This is a genomic window from Gilvimarinus gilvus (assembly GCF_030518155.1).
Classification (GTDB): Bacteria; Pseudomonadota; Gammaproteobacteria; order Pseudomonadales; family Cellvibrionaceae; genus Gilvimarinus; species Gilvimarinus gilvus.
This window is the reverse complement of the sequence record NZ_JAULRU010000584.1, coordinates 1-592: the sequence shown is the minus strand read 5'-3', so window position 1 is coordinate 592 and position 592 is coordinate 1. Positions and strand designations below refer to the sequence as shown.

At 52.7% G+C, this 592-nt stretch carries 1 protein-coding gene; it reads left to right on the top strand.

The annotated features are described in order from the left end of the window. Positions 1-592 (top strand): DNA primase (locus QWI17_RS14815; RefSeq protein WP_302723304.1); only part of this gene is annotated, 592 nt, incomplete at both ends.

The window sequence follows — 592 nt, the reverse complement described above, 5'->3', positions numbered from 1 at the left end:
AACGCATTATGTTCCCAATACGGGATAACCGGGGACGGGTAATCGCTTTTGGCGGCCGAGTTCTCGGAGACGAGAAACCAAAATACCTGAACTCCCCCGAAACCGACACCTTTCACAAAAGCCGCGAACTATATGGCTTGTACGAAGCGCGAAAATTCAACCAAAGCCTTGATCGATTAATTATCGTCGAAGGCTATATGGATGTTGTCGGCTTAGCGCAATACGGTATCGGTTATGCCGTAGCAACACTGGGCACCGCTACCACAGCCCAGCACCTGGAACGACTGTTAAAAATGGTCCCTGAGGTGATCTTCTGTTTCGACGGTGATCAGGCTGGCAGAAAAGCGGCCAAGCGCGCGCTGGATACAACCATGCCGGTCATTACCGACGGCAAGCAGGCTCGATTCCTTTTCCTGCCTGACGGTGAGGATCCTGATAGCCTGGTCCGACAAGAAGGCTGCGACCTATTCGAACAACGCATCCGCGAAGCACTTCCGCTATCTGACTTCTTTTTCAAGACACTCGAAGAAGGCGCAGATATGAGCTCGCTGGACGGACGCGCCCGATTCAGCAATGAAGCACTGCCACTGAT